This is a genomic window from Pseudomonas bharatica CSV86 (assembly GCF_000319305.2).
Lineage (GTDB): Bacteria > Pseudomonadota > Gammaproteobacteria > Pseudomonadales > Pseudomonadaceae > Aquipseudomonas > Aquipseudomonas bharatica.
Map to the genome: position 1 here is coordinate 1,503,594 of NZ_AMWJ02000001.1, position 20,552 is coordinate 1,524,145.

Annotated in this window: 19 protein-coding genes; 8 read left to right on the top strand and 11 right to left on the bottom strand. The window is 64.3% G+C overall.

Annotated features, from left to right (window positions below; all coding sequences use genetic code 11):
- Window positions 1-10 precede the first annotated feature (10 nt).
- Together ccoG and CSV86_RS06630 are read right to left on the bottom strand one after the other, a co-directional pair.
- Window positions 11-1,420: a cytochrome c oxidase accessory protein CcoG gene (gene ccoG / locus CSV86_RS06625; protein ID WP_009401042.1), complete on the bottom strand. Its 1,410-nt coding sequence runs from the start codon at window positions 1,418-1,420 to the stop codon at window positions 11-13.
- Window positions 1,421-1,541: 121 nt separating this feature from the next.
- Window positions 1,542-1,781 (bottom strand): DUF3203 family protein, encoded by a 240-nt coding sequence (locus tag CSV86_RS06630; RefSeq protein WP_009401041.1) that lies wholly within the window; start codon window positions 1,779-1,781, stop codon window positions 1,542-1,544.
- Between the two features lie 140 nt (window positions 1,782-1,921).
- Between CSV86_RS06630 and CSV86_RS06635 the strand changes: the two genes are divergently transcribed.
- The gene (locus tag CSV86_RS06635; protein WP_009401040.1) at window positions 1,922-2,467 is read left to right on the top strand and encodes an MgtC/SapB family protein; all 546 of its coding nucleotides are present in this window, start codon (window positions 1,922-1,924) and stop codon (window positions 2,465-2,467) included.
- Between the two features lie 552 nt (window positions 2,468-3,019).
- Here CSV86_RS06635 and CSV86_RS06640 read toward each other — a convergent pair.
- The 3 genes from CSV86_RS06640 to CSV86_RS06650 all read right to left on the bottom strand — a co-directional run bounded on the left by CSV86_RS06640 (window position 3,020) and on the right by CSV86_RS06650 (window position 5,186).
- Entirely contained in the window at window positions 3,020-3,919 is a 900-nt protein-coding gene (locus tag CSV86_RS06640; RefSeq protein WP_009401039.1) for a hydroxymethylglutaryl-CoA lyase, read from the bottom strand.
- 22 nt (window positions 3,920-3,941) lie between these two features.
- Window positions 3,942-4,346, bottom strand: a complete 405-nt coding sequence (locus CSV86_RS06645; protein ID WP_009401038.1) for a MerR family transcriptional regulator — start codon at window positions 4,344-4,346, stop codon at window positions 3,942-3,944.
- Between the two features lie 180 nt (window positions 4,347-4,526).
- A complete protein-coding gene (locus CSV86_RS06650) occupies window positions 4,527-5,186 on the bottom strand; it encodes an HAD family hydrolase (protein WP_009401037.1) in 660 nt (219 codons plus the stop codon).
- Window positions 5,187-5,267: 81 nt separating this feature from the next.
- Between CSV86_RS06650 and lexA the strand changes: the two genes are divergently transcribed.
- The 4 genes from lexA to CSV86_RS06670 are packed head-to-tail and all read left to right on the top strand — an operon-like array spanning window position 5,268 to window position 11,004.
- A complete protein-coding gene (gene lexA, locus CSV86_RS06655) occupies window positions 5,268-5,885 on the top strand; it encodes a transcriptional repressor LexA (protein ID WP_009401036.1) in 618 nt (205 codons plus the stop codon).
- Window positions 5,885-6,505, top strand: coding sequence for a translesion DNA synthesis-associated protein ImuA (gene imuA, locus CSV86_RS06660; RefSeq protein ID WP_009401035.1), 621 nt, complete (start codon window positions 5,885-5,887; stop codon window positions 6,503-6,505). Before lexA ends, imuA begins: the two co-directional genes overlap by 1 nt.
- Before the next feature lie 6 nt (window positions 6,506-6,511).
- Window positions 6,512-7,930, top strand: coding sequence for a Y-family DNA polymerase (locus CSV86_RS06665; RefSeq protein WP_009401033.1), 1,419 nt, complete (start codon window positions 6,512-6,514; stop codon window positions 7,928-7,930).
- Window positions 7,906-11,004 carry an error-prone DNA polymerase gene (locus CSV86_RS06670; RefSeq protein WP_311985792.1) on the top strand — a complete coding sequence of 1,033 codons (3,099 nt, stop codon included), beginning with the start codon at window positions 7,906-7,908 and terminating at the stop codon, window positions 11,002-11,004. The genes CSV86_RS06665 and CSV86_RS06670 overlap by 25 nt, the downstream gene beginning before the upstream one ends.
- Before the next feature lie 3 nt (window positions 11,005-11,007).
- Here the strand turns inward: CSV86_RS06670 and CSV86_RS06675 are convergent, their stop codons facing one another.
- The gene (locus CSV86_RS06675; RefSeq protein ID WP_009401031.1) at window positions 11,008-11,829 is read right to left on the bottom strand and encodes an aldo/keto reductase; all 822 of its coding nucleotides are present in this window, start codon (window positions 11,827-11,829) and stop codon (window positions 11,008-11,010) included.
- A gap of 93 nt (window positions 11,830-11,922) precedes the next feature.
- Window positions 11,923-12,831: a LysR family transcriptional regulator gene (locus CSV86_RS06680; protein WP_009401030.1), complete on the bottom strand. Its 909-nt coding sequence runs from the start codon at window positions 12,829-12,831 to the stop codon at window positions 11,923-11,925.
- A gap of 107 nt (window positions 12,832-12,938) precedes the next feature.
- On the opposite strand from CSV86_RS06680, the gene CSV86_RS06685 reads away from it, so the two are divergent.
- A complete protein-coding gene (locus CSV86_RS06685) occupies window positions 12,939-13,637 on the top strand; it encodes a CoA transferase subunit A (protein WP_009401029.1) in 699 nt (232 codons plus the stop codon).
- A 32-nt stretch (window positions 13,638-13,669) separates the two neighbouring features.
- Complete coding sequence (locus CSV86_RS06690) at window positions 13,670-14,326, top strand: CoA transferase subunit B (protein ID WP_009401028.1); 657 nt, start codon at window positions 13,670-13,672, stop codon at window positions 14,324-14,326.
- A gap of 191 nt (window positions 14,327-14,517) precedes the next feature.
- Here the strand turns inward: CSV86_RS06690 and CSV86_RS06695 are convergent, their stop codons facing one another.
- A complete protein-coding gene (locus CSV86_RS06695; protein WP_009401027.1) occupies window positions 14,518-15,444 on the bottom strand; it encodes a LysR family transcriptional regulator in 927 nt (308 codons plus the stop codon).
- A 138-nt stretch (window positions 15,445-15,582) separates the two neighbouring features.
- Between CSV86_RS06695 and CSV86_RS06700 the strand changes: the two genes are divergently transcribed.
- Window positions 15,583-16,812, top strand: a complete 1,230-nt coding sequence (locus CSV86_RS06700; protein WP_009401026.1) for an acyl-CoA dehydrogenase — start codon at window positions 15,583-15,585, stop codon at window positions 16,810-16,812.
- 104 nt (window positions 16,813-16,916) lie between these two features.
- On the opposite strand, the gene CSV86_RS06705 is transcribed toward CSV86_RS06700, so the two are convergent.
- From CSV86_RS06705 to xthA, 3 genes are all read right to left on the bottom strand, one after another.
- Window positions 16,917-17,912 (bottom strand): TerC family protein, encoded by a 996-nt coding sequence (locus CSV86_RS06705; protein WP_009401025.1) that lies wholly within the window; start codon window positions 17,910-17,912, stop codon window positions 16,917-16,919.
- A 151-nt stretch (window positions 17,913-18,063) separates the two neighbouring features.
- Entirely contained in the window at window positions 18,064-19,353 is a 1,290-nt protein-coding gene (locus CSV86_RS06710; RefSeq protein ID WP_009401024.1) for a substrate-binding domain-containing protein, read from the bottom strand.
- Between the two features lie 244 nt (window positions 19,354-19,597).
- The gene (gene xthA, locus CSV86_RS06715) at window positions 19,598-20,410 is read right to left on the bottom strand and encodes an exodeoxyribonuclease III (protein ID WP_009401023.1); all 813 of its coding nucleotides are present in this window, start codon (window positions 20,408-20,410) and stop codon (window positions 19,598-19,600) included.
- Window positions 20,411-20,552: the final 142 nt, after the last annotated feature.

Consider the following 20,552-nt stretch of genomic DNA (forward strand, 5'->3'; position numbering starts at 1 on the left):
GTGTAGGGGATCAGCGGTTGAGCGGGGCAACGAAGCGGCTGCGGGCCACGGCGCGGATCGCCGGTTCGTCGCTGTCCACCAGTTCGAAGTCCAGTTCCTGCGAACTGCTGGTTGCCCGTTCGCCCAGCATCGCCACCGATACCGGCAGCTCGGCCATTTCCCCGGCGGGAACGCTGAAGTAGGTCTGGCCATGCAGTTCGAAGCCCTCGGCATCCAGCAAGCGCAACTGGTAGTTCTGCGCTACCTGGGTCTTGTTGATCACCTTGAGCATGTAGATGTTTTCGATCTGACCGCGGGCATTCTCCCGGAACAGGCCGCGGTCCTTGATGACGTCCATGGACAGCATCGGCCGTTCATGCAGGGCGATAACCAGGGCACCGATCATCACTACCAGCACGGTGACGTAGCCCAGCAGGCGCGGGCGCAGCCAGTGGGTGCGCCCGCCTTGCAGGCTGTGCTCGGACTTGTAGCCGATCAGGCCGCGCGGGTAGTTCATCTTGTCCATGATGCTGTCGCAGGCGTCGATGCAGGCGGCGCAACCGATGCATTCCATCTGCAGGCCGTCGCGAATGTCGATGCCAGTCGGGCAGACCTGTACGCACATCGTGCAGTCGATGCAGTCGCCGAGACCGGCCGCCTTGTAGTCCTGGTCCTTCTTGCGTGCACCGCGGTTCTCGCCGCGACGCGGGTCATAGGCCACGGCCAGGGTGTCCTTGTCGAACATCACACTCTGGAAACGGGCGTAGGGACACATGTGCATGCACACCGCCTCGCGCAACCAGCCTGCATTGATATAGGTGGCGCCGGTGAAGAACAGGATCCAGAACAGGCTGACGCCACCGGCCTGCAAGGTGAACAGTTCTTCAGCCAGAGGGCGGATCGGCGTGAAATAGCCGACGAAGGTCAGGCCCGTCAGCAGGCTGATGGCCAGCCAGAGACTGTGCTTGAGGGCGCGGCGGGCCAGCTTGTTCGGCCCCCACGGCGCCTTGTCCAGTTTCATGCGCTGGTTGCGGTCGCCTTCGCTGACCTTCTCGCACCACATGAACAGCCAGGTCCAGGTGCTTTGCGGGCAGGTATAGCCGCACCAGACCCGCCCGGCGAACACGGTGATGGCGAACAGGCCGAAGGCGCAGATGATCAGCAGCGCCGAGAGCAGGATGAAATCCTGTGGCCAGAACGTCGCGCCGAAGATATGGAATTTGCTCTCGGCCAAGTCCCAGAGCACGGCCTGGCGGCCACCCCATTCCAGCCAGGCGGTGGCGAAGAACAACAGGAAGAGAAAACCTGCGCCACCCAGGCGCAGGTTGCGGTACAGGCCGGTAAAGCTGCGGGTGAAGATCTGCTGGTCGCTGCTGGCGGCCTTCTTCTTGTGGGTCGGCTCGGCAACTTCAACGATCTTGACGGGAATAGGTTCGCTCATGGTTCGTCGCTCATCAGGCCTCGATCAGGCCAGGGCACTATGGCGAGCGATCTGTATTCAGAACAGATTCAGGTATCCCGATAAAAACCGTATCAGATTTTCCGCAAAAGGCCTGCAGGCCTTAGATTATCGAGCCTGGAGCGCTGCTTTTCAGGTGCCTGCGACCATCCACCGCACCAGCCACGGTCAGCGCGTCGGCTTCCGCTTCGGTGATCGGCACGCGCTTGCCGGCCAGTTCGGCCACGGACATGCGCAGGTTCTCGTCGGTCAACACCTGCACTTCGCTGGCGTTGCCTTCGATATTCAGTTCTTCGCTGATCAGGGTGCAGCGCCGGGTGGTGTCATCGATCTGGATGGGCATGGTGTGTTCCTCGTGCAAAGGGCCTATGGGGTAGACCATCGGCCCGTCCCGCTTGCGGCCTCGAGCCGATCAGCGGTTGCATCGCACTTTGTCGAAGCGGCTGTTGTCCATCGACTGACAGCACTGACAAGGAAAACGCCATGGATGCCTGGTGGGATGAAGTGTGGATGACGCTTGTGGCGGAGTTCGCCGACATTACCGATGCGAAACAATTGACCCAGGTCTCGGTACGCCTGCTGATGGCCGCGCTTCTGGGGGCGGTGCTCGGTTTCGAGCGCGAGATGAAAGGCAAGGCCGCCGGGGTGCGCACCCATATGCTGGTGGCCATCGGGGCGGCACTGTTCGTCCTGGTCCCGCGCATGGCCGGGGCTGACGATGCGGCGCTGAGCCGGGTGGTGCAGGGGATCGTCGCCGGGATCGGCTTCCTCGGCGCCGGTACCATCCTCAAGGGGCACGATCTGGATGCCAGTCACGTCAAGGGCCTGACCACCGCCGCCGGCCTGTGGATGACCGCCGCCATAGGCGTGGCCGCCGGAATGGGCCGCGAGGCCACGGCGCTGTTCAGCACGATATTGGCGCTGGTGGTGTTTTCGATCATGCCGTGGGTGGTGGACCTGTTCGAGGACGAGGAACACAAGAGGAAGCGCAAGGAAGAGGGAGACAAGGAGGAAAATGGCAAGGCTTGAATGCACTGAGGGGAGCCGAAGCTCCCCTCAAAGATTGTTGCGTGCTCTTTTTTTGTTATTGGAGGGCGGTCTGTTGTTGTTTTTGTCAACCGTTGCCTCTTGTCGCTGTTTTGTGCGACCCCCATCCGGGGTCAAGAGCAAACGTATTTTTTTGAGCGCTGATCGACCTTCATCATTGCTGATCCAACCGTGACGGGCGCTACCTTGAGGTAGTTTTATTGTTCTCTGTCTGGTTGCGGGGCACGCCCCGGAAAAGCCATCCACTTCAAAAAAATCAGTTAGCTTCGTCTCTGCCGTATTGTTCTTGTTATGTCAGATCCGGTACGTCTTGTTTTTATTGGGTTTGCCGCATTTTTTATTCTTGTTGTGCCAGAGATAAAGCAGGTCCCGTGCCAACTTTTTAAAAATCTAATAAAATCAATGATTTGAAGAATTTGGTGGAAAAGCCTGCCCGGGAAAAACCGCTGATTTGTTTCCGTGTTACCCGGAATTTCCCTAGGCAGTGGGTAGGCGGTAACACTTTGTGACCGAGTGCACAGTGTTACCACTTCCTCAGCAGGCGTTACGCGCACGTGCTACCCGCGAGCCGGTGGCGCGACCGAGCACGGCGCTGATGCGCTGGCCAGCGGCGATCAACCGCTCCAGGTCGATCCCGGTATCGATGCCCAGGCCTTGCAGCATGTACACCATGTCCTCGCTGGCCACATTGCCGCTGGCGCCCTTGGCGTACGGGCAGCCGCCGAGGCCGGCGACGGAGCTGTCGAACACGTTGATACCTTCCAGCAGGCTGGCATAAACGTTTGCCAGGGCCTGGCCGTAGGTGTCATGGAAATGCCCGGCCAGGTGCGGGCGTGGCACCTGGGCGCCGACCACGTTGAACAGATGACGGGTGGCCCCCGGGGTGCCGGTGCCGATGGTGTCGCCGAGGGACACTTCATAGCAGCCCATTTCATAGAGCTCGCGGGCCACGGCGGCGACCTGGGCCGCGTCCACCTCGCCCTCGTACGGGCAGCCGAGCACGCAGGACACATAGCCGCGTACCCGCACACCGTGCTGGCGCGCAGCCTCCATGATCGGCACGAACCGTTGCAGGCTCTCGCTGATCGAGCAGTTGATATTGCGCTGGGAGAAGGCCTCGGAGGCGGCGGCGAACACCGCGACTTCCTTGACCCGGGCGGCGAGGGCGTCCTCGAAGCCGCGCATGTTCGGCGCCAGGGCGGCATAGGTGACGCCCGGCTGCTGGCGGATGCCGGCGAAGACTTCGGCCGAACCGGCCATCTGCGGCACCCATTTCGGCGAGACGAAACTGCCCACTTCGACGTAGGACAGGCCGGCATCGGTCAGGTCGTCGACCAGGCGCACCTTGTCGGCGACGCTGATGGGTTGGGCTTCGTTCTGCAGGCCGTCGCGGGGACCGACTTCGACCAGACGCACTTTGGCGGGCAATGGCATGGCGGGGGCTTCCTGGTGGGGCTCAATGGCCGTTGTTGTTCTGCGTGTTCAGGGTTGCTGCCAGCGCCTGCTGGCAACGTTCTTCGGCGGTATCCAGTTCCAGTTGCATCTGCTGGATGTCGAGCAATTGCTGCTCCAGCTGGGCACGGCGCTCGGCGATCTTCGCCAGCATGCTGTTGAGCTGCCGGGTATTGCCGCCGGTGGGGTCGTACAGCTCGATCAGTTCGCGGCACTCGGCGAGGGAAAAACCGATGCGCTTGCCACGCAGGATCAGTTTCAGGCTGACCTTGTCGCGTGCCGAATAGACCCGTTCCAGGCCGCGCCGCTCGGGGCTCAGCAAACCTTGTTCCTCGTAGAAGCGGATGGCCCGGGTGGTGATGTCCAGCTCGCGGGACAGGTCGGAAATACTGTAGGTCTGGCTGCTCATGGGCTGGCTCTGCGTGAAGGCGATATGGCGCCTAACCTAAAGCCAGGTTGACGTATACGTCAAGGTGATTGGCGGTGTCCTTCAGGGCCTCATCGCTGGCAAGCCAGCTCCCACAGGGTTTTGCAGCGACTCGGACCCTGTGGGAGCTGGCTTGCCAGCGATAAATGGCCCGGACAACCTCTATTTACCTGTCATCCGCCCAATCACTTCCCACAACCGCTCATCCTTGAAATCCGCCACCACCAACTGCGCCCCCGCCGCCCTCAACGCCTCCACCGTCTGGCTCGTCGACAACCCCACGGTAAAGATCCCCGCACCACTGGCGGCCTTGACCCCCGGCACCGAATCCTCGAAGGCCAGTGCCTGCCCGGCCTGCGCATTCAAACGTTGCAACCCGGTGAGGTAGGGCAGCGGGTCCGGCTTGGCTTTCGGCAGTTCCTCCGCCACCAGCACGTGCTCGAAACGCCCGGCCAGGTCCAGCGCCTGGAGCATGTGCTCGGCATTGGCCCGCGGTGCATTGGTCACCACCGCCATGCCGATGCCACGGTTCTCGGCGTACTCCAGCAGGCGGAGCAGACCCGGCGTCGGCTGCAAGCTCGGCGACAGTTCGCGAAAGCGCGCCTCCTTGCGGTCGGCAAAGGCCCGGTGTTCGTTTACCGGCCGGTCGGGAAACAGGTAGCGGCACAGGTCGGCATTGGCCCGTCCGCTGATATGCGCCTCGAATTCCGCCTCGGTCAGGGTACGGCCATCCTCGTGCAGCAACTGCTGCATGGCCAGCAGGTGAAGCTTGTCGGTATCGGCCAGGGTACCGTCGAGGTCGAAAAGCAGGGCGTCGAGCATGGTGCATATCCGTAGAGCGATGAACGGCCATCATACCCGCCGATCGATGGTGCTGGTCAGTGGAGTACGAAAAGAGTACAAATGTATCCCATGACCAGACTCTCTCCCAAACGTAGCGCCATCCTCACCTTCATCCGTGATCGCATCACCGGAGAAGGGCGGCCGCCGAGCCTTTCCGACATCGCCCAGGCCTTCGGTTTCGCCTCGCGCAGCGTGGCGCGCAAGCATGTCCAGGCCCTTTGCGAGGCCGGTTTCATCGAGATCACGCCGAACCAGGCGCGTAGCATCCGCCTGGCCGGTCCCTTGCGTCGGCCCGAGGTGCTGGACATCCCGGTGCTTGGCCAGGTGGCGGCGGGCCGGCCGATCGGCCCGGACGTGGATATCCACGAGCAGTTGCTGCTCGATGCCCACCTGTTCAGCCGCAGCCCGGACTACCTGCTCAAGGTCCGTGGCGATTCGATGATCGACGACGGCATCCTCGACGGCGACCTGGTGGGCATCCGCCAGCAGCCCGACCCCCGGGACGGCCAGATCGTGGTCGCGCGCCTCGATGGCGAGGTGACCATCAAGCGTTTCGAACGTGGCAACGGCCACTACCGCTTGCTGCCGCGCAACCCGGCCTATGAGCCGATCATTGTCGGTCCGGACCGCGACTTCGTCATCGAAGGCGTGTTCTGCGGCCTGGTCAGGCGTGACTGATGGGCGCGGTGGTCAGCCTCGACGGGCTGCTCGATACCCGCCGTGTCTGGAAAGGCCGGCCGGTGGTCGAGGACCATGGCCTGCAGCCCACAGGGCATGCCGCACTGGATGCGGTGCTGCCTGGCGGTGGCTGGCCGGCGGCCGCGCTCAGCGAGCTGTTGCTGGCGCAGGAGGGCGCGGGTGAGCTGCAACTGCTCTGGCCCAGCCTGGCACGGCTGACCTCGGCTGGTGAGCGGGTGGTGCTGGTGGCTCCGCCGTTCATTCCCTATCCTCCGGCCTGGCAGGCCGCGGGCGTGGATTTGCGCTGGCTGTCGGTGATCGAGGCGGGCAGCAAGGAAAGCCTGTGGGCTGCCGAGCAATGCCTGCGCTCCGGCAGTTGCGCCGCCGTGCTGTGCTGGCCACAGCGTGCCGATGACCGTGCATTACGGCGTTTGCAGGTGGCTGCCGAAACCGGCCAGGCCCTGGCCTTCGCCTGTCGCGACCAGGGTGCTGCGCTCAATCCGTCGCCTGCGGCCCTGCGCATCGCTGTCGATAGCAAGCCGGCGCAATGGCGGGTACTCAAGTGCCGTGGCGGGCTGGCGCCGGCCCGGCCAATCGCCGCCAGCGGACGCACAGGGTGAGACGCCATGCTCTGGGCTTGCATCCTGTTACCGCAACTGGCGCTCGACAGTGTCCTGCGCAGGCGTGAAGACGCCGATCAACCGCTGGTTCTGATTACCGGTCCGGCCAATCGCCGGATAGTGCAGGCGGTCAATCCGCCTGCCCGGGCCCTTGGCCTGCGCGCCGGGCAAAGCCTGGCCACGGCCCAGGCCCTGGCCGGCGGTTTCACCACGGTGGAGCACGATCCTGCTGCTACCGAGTGCCAGCAGCAGTTGCTTGCCGCCTGGGCCTACCGCTTCAGTTCCCAGGTCAGCCTGCATTACCCCCGTGCCCTGCTGCTCGAAGTGGAATCCAGCCTGGGCCTGTTCGGACCCTGGCCCAGGTTCGAGGCCTGCTTGCGCAAGGAATTGAAGACCCTGGGCTTCAGCCACCGTATCGTCCTGGCCAGCAACCCGGTGGCGGCGCGGATGCTGGCCAATGCCCATGACGGGCTGGCCGCCAGCGATGCCGAGCTCACCCGTGCCGCACTGGCGGCCATGCCCATCGATCGCCTTGGCCTGCCTGCGGACGCCGCCACGGCCTTCAGCCGCATGGGCCTGCGCCACTTGCACCAGGTATTGACGCTGCCCCGCGAAACCCTGGGCAGGCGTTTCCCGGCCCAGGTGCAACTGCATCTGGATCGTTTGCTGGGGCTGCGTGCCATGGCCCTGGACTGCTACCTGCCGCCGGACCGTTTCGAGTCGCGGCTGGAGCTGAACTTCGATGTTGAGTCCAGCCAGGCCCTGCTGTTTCCGCTACGGCGGATGATTGAGGACCTGGCCGCCTTTCTTGCCGGGCGCGATGCCGGGGTGCAGCGCTTCGACCTGTTCCTGGAGCATGCCGAGGGCGCCGACACGCGGCTGCAGGTCGGCCTGCTGGCGGCCGAACGCGACGCCGGGCGCCTGCTGGAGCTGGCCCGCGGCCGCCTGGAGCAACTGACCCTGCGCGCTGCGGTGCGCAACCTGCGCTTGAGTGCCGAGGAACTACCGGCCTTCGTGCCCCTGGCCGGCGAATTGTTCTCGGCCAGGGCCCAGCAGCAACAGGGTTGGGAGCAGTTGCGCGAACGCCTGCGGGCCCGTCTCGGCGATGATGCGGTGCGTACCGTGGGCGTGGTGGCCGATCACCGTCCGGAATGTGCCTGGCGCAGTGCTGATCTGCCGGCTACCTGCGCTCCTGGTCCGGCACCGCGTCCCGGTTGGTTGCTGGAAGCGCCGCGATCCCTGCCGCTGAACGGCCTGCGCCTGCTGGCCGGGCCGGAGCGCATCGAGTCCGGCTGGTGGGATGGCGGCGATGTGCGCCGTGACTACTACCTGGTGGAGACCGCCGCCGGCCAGCGCGGTTGGGCTTATCGCCAGTTGGGCGAAAGCCGCGACAGCCCGCTGTGGCTGCAAGGCTGGTTCGCATGAGTGGTTATGCCGAGCTGCATTGCCTGTCGAACTTCAGTTTCCAGCGCGGGGCATCGAGTGCGATGGAGCTGTTCGGGCGAGCGAAACAGCAGGGCTACAAGGCCCTGGCGATCACCGACGAATGCACCCTGGCCGGGATCGTCCGGGCCTGGGATGCGGCGAGAAAGGTCGAACTGCCGCTGATCGTCGGCAGCGAGATGCGCGTGGAAGACGGCCCGAAGCTGGTGCTGCTGGTGGAAAACCCGACGGGTTACCAGCGTCTGTGCGGCTTGATCACCCAGGCCCGGCGGCGTACGGAAAAGGGCAGCTACCGGGTTCTGCGCGAAGACTTCGAACAACCCATGAACGGCCTGCTGGCGCTCTGGGTTGCGGATACTACGGACGACCCGGCCCCGGGCCGCTGGCTGCGCGAGATTTTCGGCGAGCGCCTGTGGCTGGCCGTGCACCTGCACCATGGCCATGACGACCGCCAGCGCCTGCAGGACTTGCTGGCCCTGGCCCGCGAGCTGGATATCCGCCCGCTGGCCTGCGGCGACGTGCATATGCACAGCCGGGGGCGACGAGCCTTGCAGGACTGCATGACCGCCATCCGCCATCACACCACCGTTGCCGAGGCCGGGCACCGCCTGTTCGCCAATGGCGAGCGCCATCTGCGTGCGATCGAACAACTGGCCGCGCTGTATCCACCGGCCTTGCTGGAGGAAACCACGCGGATCGCCGCACGCTGTCACTTCGAACTCAAGCGCGACATCAACTACCAGTACCCCCACGAAATCGTGCCCCAGGGCTACACCGCCGGCGCCTGGCTGCGTGACCTCTGCGAGCGAGGAATCCCCACGCGCTGGCCGGCGGGCATCAGCGACAAGAATCGCCAAGCACTGGAACACGAACTGCAACTGATCACCGACCTTGAATACGAGTCCTACTTCCTCACCGTCCATGACATCGTCCGCTTCGCCCGCGAGCAGGGCATCCTGTGCCAGGGCCGTGGCTCGGCGGCCAATTCGGTGGTGTGTTTCGTCCTCGGCATCACCGAGCTGGACCCGAGCCAGACCAGCCTGCTGTTCGAACGCTTCCTGTCCCGTGAACGCAAGGAGCCGCCGGATATCGATGTGGACTTCGAGCACGACCGCCGCGAGGAAGTCCTGCAATACGTGTTCAGGCGTTACGGTCGCCATCGCGCCGCCCTGACGGCGGTGGTCAGCACTTACCATGCCTCCGGCGCGATACGCGATATCGGCCGGGTGCTGGGCCTGCCGCCGGACCAGCTGGGCGCCTTGTCCGACTGCTGCGGGCGCTGGAGCGACCGGGTACCGTCGCCCGAGCGCCTGGTGGAAGCCGGCTTCGACCCGGACAGCCCGCTGCTGCACCGGGTCCTGACCCTGACCGGCGAGCTGATGGGCTTCCCCCGGCACCTGTCCCAGCACCCCGGCGGCTTCGTTATCAGCGAGCAGCCGCTGGATACCCTGGTGCCGGTGGAGAACGCCGCCATGCAAGAGCGCACGGTGATCCAGTGGGACAAGGACGACCTCGACATGATGGGCCTGCTCAAGGTCGATGTACTGGCGCTGGGCATGCTCAGCGCCTTGCGCCGCTGTTTCGATCTCTACGAGGTGCATCGCGGCAAGCGCCTGAGCATCGCCGCAATCCCGGCGGACGACCGCCCGACCTACGACATGATCAGCCGCGCCGACACCATCGGTGTGTTCCAGATCGAGTCGCGGGCGCAGATGGCCATGCTGCCGAGGCTCAGGCCGCAGAAGTTCTACGACCTGGTGATCCAGGTGGCGATCGTGCGGCCGGGGCCGATCCAGGGGGACATGGTGCATCCCTACCTGCGTCGGCGAAACAATCAGGAAGAGGTGGTCTATCCCTCGGAAAAGCTCAAGGCGGTCTTCGAACGCACCCTCGGCGTACCGCTGTTCCAGGAGCAGGTCATGTCCTTGGCCATCGTCGCCGCCGACTTCACCCCCGGCGAAGCCGACGAGTTGCGTCGCTCCATGGCGGCCTGGAAGCGTCATGGCGGGCTCGAGCCGCATCGCATTCGCCTCACCGAGGGCATGCTGCGCAACGGCTACGACCTGGCGTTCGCCGAACGTATCTTCGAGCAGATCAAGGGCTTCGGCAGCTACGGTTTCCCCGAGTCCCATGCCGCCAGTTTCGCCCTGCTGACCTACGCCAGTTGCTGGCTCAAGTGCCATGAGCCGGCGATCTTCGCCTGCGCCCTGATCAACAGCTGGCCCATGGGTTTCTACAGTCCGGACCAGATCCTCCAGGATGCGCGCAGGCATGCCATCGAGATCCGCCCGGTGGATGTCCGGCACAGCCACTGGGATTGCAGCCTGGAACCGGGGCAGGGCGGCGCGCTGGCCCTGCGTATCGGCCTGCGCCAGGTGCGCGGGTTTCGCGAAGAGGATGCCCGGCGTCTGGCCCGGGTGCGGGAAGTACAGGCGTTCCGCGATGTCGGTGACCTGTGCCTGCGCGCCGGGCTCGACAACCGCGCCCGCGACCTGCTGGCCGATGCCGGTGCACTCGCTGCACTGGCGGGGCACCGTTACCAAGCGCGCTGGGAAGTGGCCGCGGTGCAGGCGCAACTGCCCTTGTTCGCCGGCATCGAGCCGACTCCGGAAATCGCGGTGGCGTTGCCCGCGCCCAGCGTGGGCGAGGACCTGTTCGCCGACTACAACAGCATCGGCACCACCCTTGGCCCGCATCCCCTGAGCCTGCTGCGCCGTCGTCTCACCGCCCTGGGCTGTCGCAGCTCGCGGGCGCTGGACGATGTGGCGCATGGCGACAGCATCAGCGTGGCCGGGCTGGTGGTCGGCCGGCAGCGCCCGCAGACCGCCAGCGGCGTGACCTTCGTTACCCTGGAAGACGAGTTCGGCATGCTCAACGTGGTGGTCTGGCGCGATCTGGCCGAGCGCCAGCGACGGGTGCTGGTAGGTGCACAACTGATGCAGGTACGCGGCAAGCTGGAGTTCGCCGATGGCGTACGCCATCTGATCGCCCGGCGCCTGGAAGATCTCAGCCCGCTATTGAGCGGGCTGGATGTGCGTAGCCGGGACTTTCACTGAGGGTCAGACCACCGCCAGGCGTTGCTTGCGGGTCGGGGCAGGGAAGGCCTGGTCGATGGCTTGCAGGTCCTCGGCATCGAGGACCAGCCGGCCTGCCGCCGCGTTGAGCTGCACATGGCGCGGTTCCACCGCCTTGGGGATCGCGATCACCCCGTCATTGCGGGTGACCCAGGCCAGGCTGACCTGAGCGGGTGTGACGCCGTGGCGTTCGGCGACCTGCGCCAGGACCGGATGGCGCAGCAGGCGCCCGGCCTGGGCCAGCGGGCAGTAGGCCATGACCGGTACCTGGTGTTCGCGGCACCAGGGCAGCAGGTCGAACTCGATGCCGCGTTGCTCCGGGTTGTACAGCACCTGGTCGGTAGCGCAGGCCGGGTTGTCCAGCTCGCGCATATCGTCGCTATCGAAGTTGGATACCCCCCAGCGCCCGATCTTGCCCGCTTCGCGCAGGCGCTCGAAGGCCTCCACGGTTTCTTCCAGCGGGTACTGGCCGCGCCAGTGCAGCAGGTACAGGTCGATATGGTCAGTGGCCAGGCGTTGCAGGCTGCGCTCGCAGGCGGCAATGGCCCCTTGGCGGCTGGCGTTGTGCGGATAGACCTTGCTGACCAGGAAGACCTGGTCCCGGCGCCCGGCCAGGGCTTCGCCGACCACTTCCTCGGCGCCGCCTTCAGCGTACATCTCCGCCGTATCGACCAGGGTCAGGCCAAGGTCGATGCCTTGCTGCAGGGCGGCGACCTCACGCCGGCGCTGGCCCGGGTCTTCACCCATGTACCAGGTGCCCTGGCCGATGACCGGGACCTGGTGGTTGCCGAGTGTTGTCGTTCTCATCTGTCAAACTCCTCCTGAATGTTCCGGCCCTATCGCTGGCAAGCCAGCTCCCACACGGTCCCTGTGGGAGCTGGCTTGCCAGCGATAGGGCCATCAGCCACACCACAAATCACAACCAGGATCGGTGACCTCAGCCACCAACACATCCAGAACCGCCTGCGCCGCTGCCGACAATTTATGATCCGCCAGCATCGTCACGCCGATCCTGCGCTCCACCACCGGCTCCACCAGCGCCACGCACTGCGCTCCCAGCTCGCGCATCTGGCCGATGCACAGCGCCGGCACGGCACTGACCCCCAGCCCGTTGGCGACCATCCGGCCAATGGTAGACAACTGGTGACTTTCGAACGCCACCGCCAGCCTGCCGTGATCCGCCGCCACATGCCGTTCCAGCAACAGGCGCACCGCCGATGGCCGCTGCAGGGCAATGAAATCCTCGCGCAGCAACTCCGTCCAGCTCACCTGGGCCTGCCCTGCCAGCGGCGAGTCCTTTGGCACCACGGCGACGAAGCGGTCCAGGTACAACGGCCGGAACAGCAACGGCTCGCTGGATTCCGGCTCGAAACCGATGCCCAGCTCCACGCGCCGATGCCGGACCAGTTCCAGTACCTGTTCATTGATCACGTCATGCACCGTGACGTTCACCCGCGGATAGCGCTGGCGAAACAGCTTGAGCACCGGCGGCAGCAGGTTGCCGGCGAAGGCCGGCATGGCGGCGATCGACACCCGCCCCAATTGCAAGGTGAAGTGCTGGCGCAGCAACTCCTCGGTGTTGTCCCAGTCCGCCAGCAGTTGCCGGGCCAGGGGCAACAGGACCTGGCCTTCCGGAGTCAGGCTGACACTGCGCGTGGTACGGCTGAGCAGGGCGCCGCCGAGTTGCTCTTCCAGACCCTTGATGGTCAGGCTCAGGGCAGGCTGCGATATATGCAGGTGCTCGCCGGCCTGGGCGAAGCTCTGGTAGGTGGCGACCGCGACGAAGGCGCGCAATTGCTTGAGGTTCATGGAATTGTTTTGAAATCCAAATCAATCAATGAGAAAAACAAAATTAACAAATCAGTCCTCAGGGAGGAAGATCCGTCCAGCCCTACAACGACAACAAGGCGGATCACATGGCCGGACTGGACAAGCGCGTAGCAACCTATGAACAGGCCCTCGAAGGCCTGACCGACGACATGACGGTACTGGCCGGCGGTTTCGGCCTCTGCGGCATTCCCGAGAATCTCATTGCCGAGATCAAGCGCCGCGGTGTCACCGGCCTGACCGTGGTCTCCAACAACTGCGGTGTCGATGGCTTCGGCCTCGGCGTGCTCCTCGAAGACCGCCAGATCCGCAAGATGATCGCCTCCTATGTAGGCGAGAACGCTGAATTCGAACGCCAGTTGCTTAGCGGCGAACTGGAAGTGGAACTCACCCCGCAAGGCACACTGGCCGAGAAGATGCGCGCCGGCGGCGCCGGGATCCCGGCCTTCTACACCGCCACCGGCTACGGCACCCCGGTCGCCGAAGGCAAGGAAGTGCGCCAGTTCAACGGGCGCCATTACATCCTCGAAGAAGCCATCACCGGCGACTTCGCCATCGTCAAGGGCTGGAAGGCCGACCACTACGGCAACGTGGTGTACCGCAACACCGCACAGAACTTCAACCCGCTGGCCGCCACCGCCGGCCGGATCACCGTGGTCGAGGTCGAGGAGATCGTCGAACCGGGCGTGCTGCTGCCAAGCGAGATCCACACCCCGGGCATCTATGTCGACCGGGTCATCGTCGGCACTTTCGAGAAGCGCATCGAAAAGCGCACCGTCAAAGCCTGACCCGTCCCCAGAACAACGAAGAGATCCTGACCATGGCACTTACCCGCGAACAAATGGCCCAGCGCGTCGCCCGCGAACTCAAGGACGGCTACTACGTCAACCTCGGCATCGGCATTCCGACACTGGTGGCCAACTACGTCCCCGCCGATATGGACGTGATGCTGCAATCGGAAAACGGCCTGCTGGGCATGGGCGAATTCCCCACCGAAGGCCAGCTCGATGCCGACATGATCAACGCCGGCAAACAGACCGTGACCGCCCGCCGTGGCGCGTCGATCTTCAACTCGGCCGAATCCTTCGCCATGATCCGCGGCGGGCATGTCGACCTCACCGTGCTCGGCGCCTTCGAAGTGGACGTGGAAGGCAACATCGCCTCCTGGATGATCCCCGGCAAGCTGGTCAAGGGCATGGGCGGGGCGATGGACCTGGTGGCCGGTGCCGAGAACATCATCGTCACCATGACCCATGCATCCAAGGATGGCGAGTCCAAGCTGCTGCCGCGCTGCAGCCTGCCGCTGACCGGCGCCGGCTGCATCCGCAAGGTGCTGACCGACCTGGCCTACCTGGAAATCGACAATGGCGCCTTCATCCTCAAGGAGACGGCGCCTGGGGTAAGTGTCGAGGAAATCATCGAGAAGACCGCGGGCAAGCTGATCGTGGCCGACGATGTGAAGGAAATGACCTTCTGATCTTCTGTTCCCGAGGGCCCTATCGCTGGCAAGCCAGTCCCCCCAGGGGCTGGAGTCAAACGGTGGGCCCGCTTACTACGCTGTCCCTGTGGGAGCTGGCTTGCCAGCGATAGGACCCTCGAGAACACCTTGAGCAACAAGCCGGTCCGGGGCAGGGAACCACGCACTCCCTGCCGCAGACCGGCTCCCGCCTACTGCTTCGCCTCCCGCTCATCCTGCGCCACCACCGCCTGGCACAACTCGATCATCTGCTCGCGCATCCAGCGGTTGGCCGGGTCCTGGTCGGTGCTTTCATGCCAGTACAGATGGGTTTCCAGTGGCGGCACGTCGTTCACCGGCAAGCGCACATAGTTCAGTTGATGACGCCGGGCGAAACGCTCCGGCACGGTCATCACCATATCGGTCTGCTGCAGCACCTGGGAGGCCATCAGGTAATGCTGCGAGCGCAGGGCGATGCGCCGTTGCAGGCCCATCTTGCCCAGTGCCAGGTCCACGTAACCCAGACCGTTGCGGCGGCTGGAGATATGGATATGGGTCATGCCCATGTACTCGTCGAGGCTGATCCGCTCCTTCGCCATCGGATGCCCCTGGCGCAGGGCGCAGACGTACTGGTCCTGCATCAGCTTGACGTGGCGTACCTGCGGGTCGGTGTTGAGCGGCGCATCCACGGCGAAGTCCAGGCGCCCGGCGGCCAGCTCCTTGGTGGTCTCGCGGCGCTTGCACAGGAAGCTTTCGATCACCACCGCTGGCGCCAGGCGGCGCAGGCGCTGGAACAGCGGCGGCAGGACCACCGCCTCGGTGAGGTCGGTCATGCTGATGCGGAACGTCTTGTTGGCCTGCAACGGGTTGAAGATCCGGCTTTCCTGCACCGATACGCGCAACAGCGACAGGGCGTTGCGCACCGGGCCGATGATGTTCTGCGCCATCGGCGTCGGCACCATGCCCTGGGCGGTACGCACGAACAGCGGATCGTTGAAGGTTTCGCGTAGCCGGGCCAGGGCGTTGGACACCGCCGGCTGGGTAATGCCGACGATCTGCCCGGCACGGGTCAGGTTGGCTTCGGTGTAGATCGCATCGAAAACGATGAACAGATTCAGGTCGACCTTGTTCAGGTTCATGGGCACTGCTCTTGTTGGTGTTATCGGCCGATCATATATCGGTTATGAATGTTTATACACGCCGAAAATAGACTAGGTGGATTTTGACCGGTGTTCTAGCATCCGTTGCAGATCCCTTTCCCGAAGAAGGTACTGCTGATGGATTTCGCCTACACACCCAAGGTCCAGGCCCTGCGCGAGCGCGTCACGGCGTTCATGGATGCCTATGTCTATCCCGCCGAAGCGGTGTTCGAGCGCCAGGTCGCCGAGGGTGATCGCTGGCAGCCGACGGCGATCATGGAAGAGCTGAAGAACAAGGCCAAGGCCGAGGGCCTGTGGAACCTGTTCCTGCCCGAGTCGGAGCTGGGCGCCGGCCTCACCAACCTGGAATATGCGCCGTTGGCCGAGATCATGGGCCGTTCGCTGCTGGGGCCGGAGCCGTTCAACTGCTCGGCACCGGATACCGGCAATATGGAAGTGCTGGTGCGCTATGGCAGCGAGGAGCAGAAGCGCCAATGGCTGGAACCGCTGCTGCGTGGCGAGATCCGTTCCGCCTTCGCCATGACCGAGCCGGACGTAGCCTCGTCCGACGCGACCAACATGGCTGCCCGCGCCGAGCGTCAGGGCGACGAGTGGGTGATCAACGGGCGCAAATGGTGGACCTCCGGCGCCTGCGATCCGCGCTGCAAGGTGATGATCTTCATGGGCCTGAGCAATCCGGACAACCCGCGCCACCAGCAGCATTCGATGATCCTCGTGCCCACCGATGCGCCAGGGGTGAAGATCGTTCGCCCGTTGCCGGTATTCGGTTATGACGACGCGCCCCATGGCCATGCCGAGGTGTTGTTCGAGAACGTGCGGGTACCGTACGAGAACGTGATCCTCGGCGAGGGCCGTGGTTTCGAGATTGCCCAGGGACGCCTCGGCCCTGGCCGTATCCACCACTGCATGCGCTCGATCGGCATGGCTGAACGGGCCCTTGAACTGATGTGCAAGCGCTCGGTGGCGCGTACCGCCTTCGGTCGTCCGCTGGCGCGGTTGGGCGGTAACGTCGACAAGATCGCCGACTCGCGCATGGAAATCGACATGGCCCGCCTGCTGACCCTGAAGGCGGCGTACATGATGGACACCGCAGGCAACAAGGTGGCCCGCAGCGAAATCGCGCAGATCAAGGTGGTGGCGCCGAACGTGGCGCTGAGGGTGATCGACCGGGCGATCCAGATCCATGGTGGCGCCGGGGTCTCCGGGGACTTCCCGCTGGCCTACATGTACGCGATGCAACGCACCCTGCGCCTGGCCGACGGCCCGGATGAAGTGCACCGGGCGGCGATCGGCAAGTACGAGATCGGCAAGTATGTGCCGAAGGAGATGTTGCGTAGCAGCCACTAATCTTAAGGTTGGCAGCTAACCCCTGTGGGAAATGGCTTGCCAGCGATTGCTGTAGTGAATTCACCATAGCTATCGCTGGCAAGCCAGCTCCCACAGGTTAGCGGTCAGCCTTCTTTTTGTGGTGATTTTTCAGCCCTTGTCTTGAACAGCGACAACACCACCCCTCCCGCCAGCAAGCCGAAGGTCACCCCCAGCGACACCAGCGCCGGGATCTTGCCGATGAACCCATGCAGGAAGATCTTCCCGCCGATGAAGATCAGCACCAGCGCCAGCGCGTACTTCAGGTAGACGAACCTGTGCATCAGCGCCGCCAGGGCAAAGTACAGTGCCCGCAGGCCCAGAATGGCGAAGATGTTCGAGGTGTAGACGATGAACGGGTCCTGGGTGATGGAGAAGATCGCCGGCACGCTGTCCACGGCGAACACCAGGTCGGCCAGCTCGATCAGCACCAGGGCCAGGAACAGCGGCGTGGCGTAGAGAATCGCCTTCGAGCCACCCGGTGGCCTCAGGCGCACGAAGAAGTGCGCGTCATGCAGGCGGTCGGTAACCCGCACATGTTTCTTGATGAACCTGATCATCGGGTTGTTGGCCAGGTCCGGATGCGAATCCTCGCGGCTGAACAGCATCTTCACCCCGGTGATCAGCAGGAAGGCGCCGAACACGTAGAGGATCCAGTCGAACTCCTTCACCAGGGCGCTGCCGACGCCGATCATGATCGCCCGCAGCACCACCACCCCGAGGATCCCCCAGAACAGCACGCGGTGCTGGTAGCGTCGCGGAATGCCGAAGTAGCCGAAGATCATCGCCATGACGAAGACGTTGTCCATCGACAGCGACTGTTCCACCAGCAGCCCGGTATAGAACTCCAGTGCGCTCTGGGCGCCGAGTTCGTACCAGATCCAGCCGCCGAACATCAGGCCGACACTGAAGTAGCCGGCGTAGAGCAGCAGGCTCTCGCGCATCTCGATTTCGCGCTGGTCGCGGTGCAGCACCCCGAGGTCGAGGACCAGCAGGGCGACGACGATAACGACGAAGGCCAGCCAAAGCAGGCCGCTGGTGCCGAGGAATTCGGCATTGATGAAATCATGCAGAGCTGTCATGAGCCCCTCCCTATGTCGTGGAAGTGACTCCGACATGGCGGTCGAATGACCGTCAGAGGGGCCCGGCGTCACATGTTTCAGCCTAGTCGGCGACAAGCGCGGGGCCGGGTGAGAGCGTTACAAGGTCTTACAAGGATGAGCGAAACCTCCTTCAGTAAACCCAGGCTTCGACACGTCGATTGCGTATCCGGCCCTGAGTGTCGGTATTGGCCGCCACCGGCAGCTCGGCGCCGAGGCCGATGACATCGCGCAGGGTCACGCCGGCCCTGACCAGTTCGCGGCGCACCGCCATTGCGCGCAGACGCGACAGCAGGTCGGCGCGACGGGCGTCATCCTTGGCATCGCCGAAGCCCACCAGCACCACCTTGTTGTCCAGCTTGCGGTTCTGCTTGAGGTACTCGGCCAGCCGCTGGATGTCGCGCAGGGCCTTGTTGTCGAGCGTCGCGCTGCCTTCCTGGAAGCGGAAGTTGACCGACAGCCGCCTGGCTTCGCTGGACAGGCGGCGGTAGCTCGGCGGCATGTCCGCCTGGGGCTGTTCGTCGATAGTGCGCACGCGCTGGTCGATAAAACCGTTGCTGGCGACGATGGCCTGGCCCTGCGGGCTTTGGCTGAACGCCAGCAGGGCACGGGCGAGGGGATTGTGCTGTGCCGGCGGCAGGTAGAAGTACAGGCGACGCGTCAGCGGGTAATCCTCGCTGGCGATCTGCTCCGGGCTCGGCAGCATCGCCCGCGAGGCACCGTCGGCGACGGCCAGGACCCGCGCGCCGTGCACCGTGCTAAGGCTGCTGAAACCGATGGCATGGCGGTCGTTGCGCACGGCTTCGCTAAGTTCTTCGCCGGACTCGAAGCGCCGGGTGTTCTCGGCCAGGACCTGCTGGTGCGGATCGAGTACCAGGCTCTTGAAGGTTTCCCAGGTGCCGGAGCGGTCGTCACGGGCATACAGGCGGATCGGCCCGCCGCCGACGCCGAGTGCTTCCCAGGTGGTGATCTGCCCGGAAAAGATCTTCGCCAGTTGCTCGATGGTCAGTTGCGGCAGAGGGTTGTCAGGGTGGACCAGCACCGCGACGCCGTCGAGGCCGATGACCTGCTCGGCTTCGGCACTGGTCAGGTTGCCAAGAGCCTGGAGTTCGGCCTGCTCGCTGTCCTTGATCGGGCGCGAGGCAGCCGCCAGGTCGGCGCTGCCGGCCTTGAGTGCGGCGAAACCGGTGCTGGTGCCGTGGGCGGCGATGTCCACCTGTATATCGCCGGCGCTGATGCGCACTTCATTGGCCCGGGCGCCGGGCTCCGTGCGGATATCGCTGATGTCCCGGCTCTCCAGGAGTCCGCGTACCAGTGCCGGGGCCAGGGCTGCGCCGATGGTGTTGGAACCCTGGATGCGCAGGGTATCGGCAACCGCCAGGGGGGCGAGCAGGGCGAGGAGCAGGGCGCAGGCGCGGATCATTGCCGGAGGGCACTCTCGAATGGACGAAGGTGGCGGCAGATTAAGACAGGAAGATGAAATAAAAATGACGGCTGTGGCGTGGGACCTTGTGGAGTCGGCCCGGCCTTTCAGGCTGCGCTGTCACGCTAGAGAATACTTCTAAAGTAAGACTCGGACTCTGTGGGAGCGGGTTCACCCGCGATAGCGTCGGTGAATTCACTACCGTAATCGCGGGTAAACCCGCTCCCACATTCGAACCGTGTTGTCAGCTCAATTCAAGCCAGATCGGCGCATGGTCGGACGGCTTTTCCATCCCGCGCAGTTCATAGTCCACACCCGCCGCCTTGACCCGCGGCAACAGCGCATCGGAGGTGAGGATCAGGTCGATGCGCAGCCCGCGTTTCGGTTCATCCTCGAAGCCCCGGCTGCGATAGTCGAACCAGCTGAACTGATCGACCACCTCCGGGTGCAGGTGACGGAAGCTGTCGGTCAGGCCCCAGCCCTTGAGCCTGGCCATCCACTCGCGTTCTTCCGGCAGGAAGCTGCATTTGCCGGTCTTCAACCAGCGCTTGGCGTTGTCCGGGCCGATGCCGATGTCGCAGTCCTCCGGGGAGATATTCACGTCGCCCATCACGATCAGCGGCTGGTCGTTCTTGAACTCGCTTTCCAGCAGGTTCTGCAGGTCGGCATAGAAACGCTGCTTGGCCGGGAACTTGGTGGGGTGGTCGCGGCTTTCGCCCTGAGGGAAGTAACCGTTCATGATGGTCACCGGGTTGCCCTGGTCATCGGCGAAGGTGCCCCAGATGAAGCGGCGCTGGGCATCTTCTTCATCGGTGGAGAAGCCCTTGACCAGGCTCAGCGGCGCCTGGCGCGACAGCAGGGCGACGCCGTAATGGCCTTTCTGGCCGTGGTAATGCACGTGGTAACCGAGGGCCTGCACCTCGGCGAGCGGGAACTGATCGTCGGAGACCTTGGTTTCCTGCAGGCCGATCACATCCGGCTGGTGCTTGTCGATCAACGCCGCCAACTGATGGGGCCGGGCGCGCAGGCCGTTGATGTTGAACGAGACGATCTTCATGGAAGGGCAATCCTGGGGAAAAGGCAGGATGCTAGCTGAGTCGGGCGGCAGGGGCCAGCCTCGAGGGCACTGGAAGAGCATCGTCATCACACCCGACTCCGTCCCTGAGCACCTTGTGATTCCCTCCTATACTCCAACCCCA